This window comes from Enterobacter sp. ENT03, from assembly GCF_019218745.1.
In the GTDB taxonomy this organism is placed as follows: Bacteria; Pseudomonadota; Gammaproteobacteria; order Enterobacterales; family Enterobacteriaceae; genus Enterobacter_D.
In genome coordinates this window covers 1-9,013 of the sequence record NZ_JAHUXA010000034.1, presented here as the reverse complement: position 1 = coordinate 9,013, position 9,013 = coordinate 1, and the positions used below count along the sequence as shown (strand labels likewise).

At 53.3% G+C, this 9,013-nt stretch carries 5 protein-coding genes and 2 pseudogenes; all 7 read right to left on the bottom strand.

Annotated elements, in window-relative coordinates; all coding sequences use genetic code 11:
* On the bottom strand, positions 1-1,285 hold a 1,285-nt coding region (locus tag KW828_RS21515; RefSeq protein ID WP_218338014.1), incomplete at its 3' end, for a phage late control D family protein.
* A 186-nt stretch (positions 1,286-1,471) separates the two neighbouring features.
* On the bottom strand, positions 1,472-1,681 hold the full coding sequence (locus KW828_RS22200) for a hypothetical protein (protein WP_371316145.1): 210 nt from the start codon (positions 1,679-1,681) through the stop codon (positions 1,472-1,474).
* A 124-nt stretch (positions 1,682-1,805) separates the two neighbouring features.
* Positions 1,806-2,941: pseudogene (locus tag KW828_RS21505) on the bottom strand (ISAs1 family transposase).
* 235 nt (positions 2,942-3,176) lie between these two features.
* Positions 3,177-3,503: a hypothetical protein gene (locus KW828_RS21500; protein ID WP_218338260.1), complete on the bottom strand. Its 327-nt coding sequence runs from the start codon at positions 3,501-3,503 to the stop codon at positions 3,177-3,179.
* Between the two features lie 13 nt (positions 3,504-3,516).
* Complete coding sequence (locus KW828_RS21495) at positions 3,517-8,040, bottom strand: EndoU domain-containing protein (RefSeq protein WP_218338259.1); 4,524 nt, start codon at positions 8,038-8,040, stop codon at positions 3,517-3,519.
* Between the two features lie 30 nt (positions 8,041-8,070).
* Positions 8,071-8,505, bottom strand: coding sequence for a DcrB-related protein (locus KW828_RS21490; RefSeq protein ID WP_218338258.1), 435 nt, complete (start codon positions 8,503-8,505; stop codon positions 8,071-8,073).
* Between the two features lie 25 nt (positions 8,506-8,530).
* Positions 8,531-9,013 (bottom strand): annotated as a pseudogene (locus KW828_RS21485) (type VI secretion system tip protein VgrG); the annotation flags it as partial.

Here is a 9,013-nt window from a genome sequence, read left to right as displayed (position 1 = left end):
CAAACAGCGTGGTCTGCGCCACCAGGTACTCCTGATTCAGTTCTGCCGTGGGATGGTTCATCAGAGTAAAGGTATAACCCGTCATCAGAGTACGAATATGGCCCCCACCGTGGACCCGGCTGCCCGGACTGCGCTGCGCTTCCATCCGGATGCGCGTCATCATCTCCCCTTCACCTTTGTCGAAGTAGTCGCCCGGCCATTCGTAGTGCTCATAGTTCGCATGGCCTGTTTCGCGCGGGTCGGCCACGGTGTTTGACAGCAGCGAACGCGGCTTAGTGAAATCAAAATCGTCCAGTACCCACTGCCCGGTACGCAGGCTCTCGTTTGCCGTGAGGGTATGGATAAATTCTTTGTCCAGTTTCAGCCCTTCCTGGTGCCACTCCACTACCGGCGAATCCGGACACGCTTTGTGAATACTGATGGCGTCCGCCAGCACCAGCGTGTGGCTGTCCTCGCTGTGCTCGAACCACCAGTAAATCCCCCACTCCTGCATCAGCCGCTGGATAAAATCAAAATCCGTCTCACCATACTGTACCTGCCAGGTCCGGGTCGGGTAGCTCTCCACCAGCCGTTTTTCCACCGGGAAGGGATAATCGGCCAGGACTTCGTCGAGAATGTCCACCACCGTTTTGTTCTGGAACGCTTTGTAATCGCTGGTATGAGTCAGCAACTTCAGCCACGGCTCAATGCGCAATTCATACGTTACCGACCGCCCCTGGTGGCCCAGTACCCGCGCTGCCGTCACCAGTCCGCTGATATGCCGCTTGCCGCCGCCGTCCAGTTCAATGTTGACGCACAGGTCTTTGCCTACCATCGGCTTGAGCGGCAGGTTGGCGGCGGGGGAAACGTAACCCAGATTCAGCATGTCCGGGGTTTTTAGCTGTACGGTATAAGTAAACAAACTCCCGAGCGCTTCCGAACCGCTCAGAGCGGAAAACAGCAGCATCTGCGGTGGTACTGCGCTACCGCTCACCGTCACGTTATGTGACCCCGGCCCGCCGGCTGCGGAAACAACGGACGATACCGTATCCTGTGTCATACCCGTCGCACCCGCTGCCGCCGCGGCCGCCTGTGCGGCTGCCACTGCCGCCTTTACCAGCCCTGATGCTTCCGGCAAATCTCCCATCAGCGATTCCACCGCCTGTCCCGCCGCCGTTTCAACAGCCCCCGTCACACCTGCGGCGGCTGACCCGGCTGCTATTCCACCATTTTCACTCATTATCGGCGGCGTGGTGATGGCTGGCCCTCCGCCAGCAGATTTATTGCCTGGAGATACAAAACTCATGGTAATACTCCTTTAATACCGGATTAAAATACAGCGCCTGGTGGCCAGAAAATATAAGAGATGACTTTCCATTGTCCGTCTTTATAATGAAACCAGCATGTCAGATTCAGGTCATCGCGAAGATGCCAGAACATCTCTTTAATAGGGATATCTTTGAAATCAGGATTTGTCGAACAATAGATAACTCTATACCGTTATAATATTCACCAACGAACTTATAACGGGATTTATAAAATCATTTTCAGGTCGCCCATGTTTTTCAATCAAAATCGCGACTCCAGTTCCGTTATACATACCGCTGGCATTTAGATAAGCATGTTCAGGAATGCGAGCTACGCCACCTGTTGTTACGCCCGCTATTAAGATGGAAACAGCAACCATATCAACTAAATTCATTTCTTTACATTTTTGACGGGAACATAGTACCAGAATTTATTCTGTTCAAACTTTTGGTAATAACTCCAATAGATTGAATATAAAAATAAGCCCTTGAGAACCCCCTATAGATACCAGGACAATATTACGAAACTCCGCAGCCAGCAAGGACTGTAGCCATGATACCCCTGTCCATCGCCGCTTTTCTCATCTTGCGACGCAATCCCGCCCTGAATACGTGCTCCTGCCGCAAAATATTCACTGCAATATGTCTCATGCCTGAAAATAATTCAGCTGAGTTCCCTCTTCTTATCCTACAATCATCCTCATTCATTGCCGTATCCAGGTACCAGTGCAAACGGTTTTCAATGTGCCAGTGATCCCTTATTGCTTTTGCGAATTTCTCCGCAGTTAAATCGGCTGAGCTGATATAATAACGAAAACATATTTCCGGTTCTTTCATCTGAGCGGCTATTTCTTCACGAAAAGACACTGCCACACATAATTTCTTTAACCCTTTCCATTCAAAGGTAAAATCGATTAAATAATCAGGGACATAACTCACTATGTGTAATCGGGTTTCTTTCCGCCCATGCCCTTCTTCAGTTATTGAATAGCTATCGTATTCAGGATTATTCAGCTCTTTCAGGGGGAATTTTTCTTCAACGTCATGAAGTAATCTTCCCTGATTTCCCTTAACAGAAAATAAGTAATCCCCTTTCTGATAAATTATCTTTTCCGCAATATCCTTCTGACAACCCATGGCATCCGTGGCAATGATTTTTCGCTTAATATCCAGTAAGTTAATTAATTCAGGGATCGCTGTAATCTCGTTACTTTTTTCGGCTGTTTTTAGCTAACCCAGAACAACACCATTCGCTGTAGAGAATGCATAATCATATGGATCGCTCCACGTCTTCGACTTTTATCATATGATCCTTGCAACGTTTTACCATCAATAGCAATGACACCTCCATCGTCTGAGCTATGGCAATCTCTCATCCAGCTAATAAATAATTCATGGGATTTTTCAGGGCTTATGCAGGAAACTACACGAGCTATCGTGTCATGAACTGGAATACCATATTCAAAATATCCATAGAATTTCAAAAAATCAAGATGGGTTTCACCAAAATCCTCAATATCCTCCCAACCTTCAGCACCATAAATAACGGCATAGATCGTCAGAAGTAGAATATCTGAAAATTTATACTCTACTTTCCAAGCTTGTCTGTAATCAGGAATAATTGATATGTGTGCTATTACTGTTTCGATATCCATGTTGTATCTCCTCATTTTCAGGAGATAGTTGATAATAATTAACAGCAAAATGGTAGTTTTTGCAGACAGTAAATTGTACATTTCATAAGCAAAAGATGCTATTTTATCTGTGCAAAAAACATACTTCTGGTGATCTTTACCTGCGCCGTGAAAGCGGCGCTCCAGGGGATGGGGGTTTAGCAGGATAAACGTATAAAAATAGCCGGGAAGATCGAGGGATCTTTCCGGTATAGAATTATTTTTCTATTCCATTACTTATAAGTAATTTTTTCCAACTTTCAAGATAGCTTTTGAATTCTTCAATAGAGCTTATATCCAACTCTTCTTCAGAATATTCATTAAAAATATTGACACCATCTTTTTTTATTGTAACGGTATGTGCATTTCCTGTTCCTGACCATGCTTCTATCACTCCTGAATCAACATGATTACAAGCGGTTATATACTCATTCACACCAAATAAACTACGTTGTATATCCCCAGACAAAAAATCAGCTAATACATGATATTCATAATCTATATCTAAAAATGGATATCCTTGTTCGTCAAAGAAAAATTTCATAGTGCCTCCATTGTTAATATATTGGATAAGCTGTATTTATATTCCCAGATGAGTCTAACCATCCCTCTATTTTTACACCACCTGGAGATACTCCTGACCATTTCCCATTAGGTAGCACTGTTCCATTGTTATACGCACCTCTAATTTCAGTCATTACTTGGGCTCTATTCCATGATTTCGGGAAAAAAGTTGACGACGGTCCTTTTGGTATCCATTGACCCGTAGCTGAATTAAATATTTCTACTTTTCCTTTATAAACGCCCTGAGCATTAGGAGAGTTAGTGATTTGGGTTACCCTTGCTTTACCCTGATGGCCAATACTCCCTTCATGGTGGAATCCAACCGCTGATCCTCGACGATTAATTTCACCATGGAAAACATGTTCAGCATTAATACGTGGACAATCCATCAACCCCCACGGATCGCACCACCCCACCGGATCATGCACATACGACTGTGTGTTCAGCCCGCCAGCCAGTTTCAGTGGATCCTGGCTTAAATACTGCCCCGTCCCGGCATCGTAGTAGCGGTGTAAATTATACCACAGCCCGCTCTCTTCATCCCTCCACTGCCCCATAAAACCCGCATCGCAGCTTTCAGGGTCATTGCTGCTGAACGGTGAGTCGTTCGCCGCCCCCTGCCCCCACAGGCTCCGCTGCCGCGTCCACACCTTCCGCCCGTTCGCGCTGTACATATCTTCCGGCGCGCCGTCCGGGCCATTGACGATGGGGTAAAAACAGCTTCTGTCGTCGTTGGCCGCTCTGCTCTCCTTCGCCAGCAGCTCAAACCCGCCCCGGTAGTGCCACTGCTCCCGCAGCGCCGGACTCCCGTCCGCGTACCGCTTCTCGCTCGCCGACAGCGCCATCCCCGACCACTGATAATGCACCTCACTGACGACGTGGCTTTGTTGTTTCCAGCCCGCACGAACCACGCAGCGCTTCGTCGTCCTGCGCCCGAATGCATCGTAACCGTACTGCCACACCTCGCCATCCGGCGTCCTCACCTCCCGCAGGCGGTCGAAGTCATCCCACCGGTAGCGCCATTCCCGGGACCGGAAACCCCGCTTCTGCTCCGTGCGTCGGGTCACCCGGCCACAGGCGTCGTATTCGTAACGACTGTCACCTGCCTGCCTCACGCATTCATTGTGATAATCGTGTTGTGCGATAATGCCGTTTATCCGGCTCTCCGCGATTTGCTCGTTGACGGTGTACCGGTAGCGCTCTTCCTGTGCCGGGCCGTCCGCGTTCTGTCGCAACACGCTCGTTACCTGGTCGCGGCTGTCATAGCGGTAGCGGGTTTCCCGCTCTGTCCGGGTTTTTGACCACACCTCATGCCCCGTCAGCCTGCCCGATGTATCCCATTCGTAACGATGCTCACCCAGCGGTCGCCATGACGCCACGCTCTCATGGCTTCCGGCCAGCCGCTCCGCGCCCTGCTTTCGCCACGCCGGGCGGCCACAGGCATCAAAACCCTGCTCTTCCGTATACACCGCGTGGTTCAGCGGCGTCTGCGCCAGCCATGCCTCTTCATCCTCCGGACGGTAACGGCGGCTGCGCTCCAGTCCCGCCGGTGTGTGTCCGAATTCCATCCGGTGGCCGTTACTGCGGTAGCCGGTTAATACCCCGGAGAGGTCGTATTCCCGCGTGGTTTCGCCGTCTGCCGTCTTCGTCCCCGTCAGCCGGCCCGCCTCATCGTAGCGGTATTCCGTGCGCTGCGCGTCCTGCTCTTCCCCCACCAGACGGTGCTGTTCATCCCACTCCAGCGTGATGCGGCTGGTCTGCGTGTAATCCTCCACCGTGGCATCGCGGCATTCGTGGACTTCCGCGCTCACCATCCGGTCATATCGGTCGTAACTGTAACGTATCTGCTGCCGCTCCCCGGTGATGGCCGTTACCCGCCCGTACTCATCCCGCGTATACCGCCACACGCTGCCGTCCGGGCGTACCTTCTCCGTCAGCCGGCCCTCGTCGTCGCGCCGGTAAACGGTTCTGCGCCCCGACCAGTCATCCTCGCCTGCCAGCTGGCCCGCCGCGTCATAGTGCAGCCGCCACTGCTGGTTGCCGGAACGGGTAAGTTGTGTCAGCCGCGCCGCGCCGTCGTAGTCGCAGACAATACGCTGACCACCCGCATCTTCCACCTCCCGCAGCAGGTCGAATGCCCCGTGACGGTAACGCGTCGTCTGCCCCATGGCCCCGCAGTGAACCGCGATTTTACCCTCGCCATCGTAGCGGAACGTCTCCGTGCCCCCGTCTGCCCGGATGACCGCACTCACCTTCTCATGCGGATTCTCCGCGCCCGGACGGTACTGCCACTCCACCCGGCGGCCTTCCGCATCTTCCAGCCCCGTCAGCCGCAGCCAGCGGTCTTCCGTGTAATGCGTCGTTCTGCCTGCCGCATCCGTGTGCGCCATCAGGCTGCCCTGCGCGTTATACGCCCACTGTTCACGGCTGCCGTCCGGGTACTGCGCCGCCTTCATCTGGCCGTCTTCGGTGTAACGGTACTGCCAGCACCGGCCATTCACCTCCCGCTGAACCAGGCGGCCTTCGCTGTTATAGCGGTATGACGCTGTGGTACGGTGGTCCCGGTATGCCGTTATCTGGCCAAATTCGTTCCACTGCCATTCCCGCCTGCGCCCGGTTTCGTCGGTTTCGCTGAGGATACGCCCTGCATAATCGCGTTTTAGCTGCGCTGTCTGTCCACCGGGCTGGCGCAGGCACAGCAACTGGTCGTATTCGTTACGCTCCCGCACTGTGATACGCCCCAGCGGGTCTCGCTCCTTCACCAGCAGCCACGTCTCATCAAACCACAGCGTGGTGACCGCGCCGGTGGCGTCTTCATACTCAGTACGCCGCTCTGCCGGAAAATAACGGAACCGGTCGTTATACAGTCCCGCTTCCGTTCCCGTTGCCACCACCCGGCCTTCATCGTCGTAGCGCAGGTGAAACTGCGTCGGGCCGTTATCCCGCCATGAACTCAGCCAGCCCTGCGTCGTATAGGTGTAGTACAGCGTGCCGTTAAACCGCGTCCGGGCATCACTCAGCCGCCATTCATCAGCGTGATTAACATAGTCATAGCGCACCAGTTCGCTGCCATCCGCCTCATCCGTCACGCGGTATATCTGCCCCTGTGGCCCGCACATCACCCCCAGCGTCAGCCCGCCGCTGTGCTGCACCTGCACCAGATGACCCACGCCGTTATAGATGAAATCGATTTCGTTGCGGTTGCGGTCTTTTATCGCTGACAGACGCAGACGACGTGCTCCCGGCGAGGCAGGGGTAAAGATGTAGCCCAGTTGGGTCTGTTCATCGAAGATGATGGCCCGTTCACGATCCCCGAGCAGACGGTAGTGCGGTACCAGCAGGTTGCGGCAGTTGAACGGTTCCTGTGCGGTGTTGTAGGCCGGGCACAGGCCATCGGCATCAAAATAAGTTACCGTCCGCCCGTCATGGTCAAATTCCAGATACTGTGACCAGTTACACAGCCAGCGGTTGCCCAGCAGCCCCTCCACGCGCTGGCGACCGGTGTAGACCCGCCGCAGCGTCAGCGGCAGAATATGCGGCCAGTGGAAGTCCGTGCGCCAGTTCAGGAACTCTCCGGTTCCGGCGTCCACCGGGTCGCCAAACCCCTGCTTAATACGCTCTATCGCGGCCTTAAACATCTGTCTGGCACCCCATGCCGAGACCAGCACTTCGGCCGTGCTTAGCACAAGTTGTTCCAGTACCGTCACATCTGCATTAATTTTTCCGTATGTACGGGTTGTGCGGTCTGCCGTAATGGTCTTACACCCTTCCTGAATCACCGCTGCACAGGTGATTTTATGTCCCTTACGCGCCAGCGGCAGACCGTTGACAGAAATAACCAGACTGCCTTCTGCTATTTGTGGCGGCGGGCTGCCCGGATCCTTACTACAGTCAACCGGGTCTGTCACCCGTGCCACGGGTTTCCCCTCAAAGGTGACATTGGGTGAACCCTCTTTGATCTGCCCAGTTTCAGAAGCAAGGCGGGAGCCAATAGCCGCAATCGCGCCACCGACAAAACCGCCCGCAGCCCCCGCTAAAAATGCAGAGCCAATAACTGCCAGCGCCGTCCCACCAGTGCAAACAATCAGCGCACCAATAGCAACCGCAGCCGCCAGTCCCAGTAGCGCCCCCAAAAAAGCATTGTTGTGAACTATTTTATGCTCCCGGCAGGCCGGAATGTTGCTGGGGCCAGAAACAGCATAATCACTGCCAATAGTGTCCATCACCCAGTTACCCACAGCGGACCCTACCATTCCGCCCAGCATCGCCCCTCCCAGTGCGGCGCCCGTTGCCGCAACAAGCGTCGCACCGAAAGCGGTTGTGGCGGCTACAGCCCCTGAATTACAGGCTGAAGCTGAAGCGGCCGCCCAGACCTTTGCCGTGGCAACAACACCACCACCAACCAGGACCCCCCCACTGACAACATGCCCCACGGTCTCGATTGTATTTACTGTACCTGCATTGCTGTCGCGCTGATCCAGTTCCGTCAGCTTTTCCTGCGCACTTTTTTCCGTCATGTGTTCGTCCTTGCGGTATATCCATTACCCTTATTTTCCGCCCTGCGGTATCCCGAAACGAAACTGCAACAGCGTCCCCCGCATTGCTTTGCGATCCGCTTCTGCCAGTGCCTGTGTGGAGGAATAGGTCAGCGTCAGCACCTGGCGACCATTCAACATCACCAACAACAGTTGCTGTATCGTCACCCCCTGGTTATTCCAGCTAAATTCCCAGTATTCCGCCGGGCGACCTTCTACCTGGCAGGGTTCTTCCACTGTGAACGTCATCGCCTTCAGTTCAGTACGAAATTTCTTCTTCTGCACCGCCAGGTAGTCGCTGAACTCTGCACCTTCCGGCAGCATTTCGCGCGTGACCACCAGGTTTGCACCGGGTATATCGCTCAGCACCGGCGTCAGGATGTTCATGGAACTGTCCTGCCAGTTTCCTGGCAGGGAAAAATGCCCTTCGTTAATCAGGTATTGCATGGGAATATGTCCTGGTATGTTCTTATTATGATTCCGGGTTGAGCGCCAGATGGGTGGGGCCGTTGAGGGTGATGGTGCCATCTGCCTTCATGATGAGAGTGCTTTTCCCTACCGTCAGGGTGATTTGCGTGGCGGCGGTGAGATTTATGGCCCCGCTTTTTGATGTGATGGTAATATCCTGTTCCACTGTTTCAGTGCTGGTGCCTGTCTCCACCGTTACCGTTCTGTTTCCAGTTTTCACCGTCAGTGACTGTTTGCCCTCCGTCACCGTAATATCCCGGTCTCCCTTAATGGTTTCCGTGTGTTTGCCGTCCACAAATTCCGTGCGATCAATTTTTACCGTCGAGGTTTCGTTGTGGATGATGGTTTTTGTACGATCCGCATTCACCGTGTGGGTTTCATTGTTTTTCACCACGGTGTTCAGGTCTTTTTCCGCATGAAACCACACCTCTTCCCCACCCGTCTTGTCATCAAAGCGCAGGGCGTTGCCATTGGTTGGCCCGCCGTA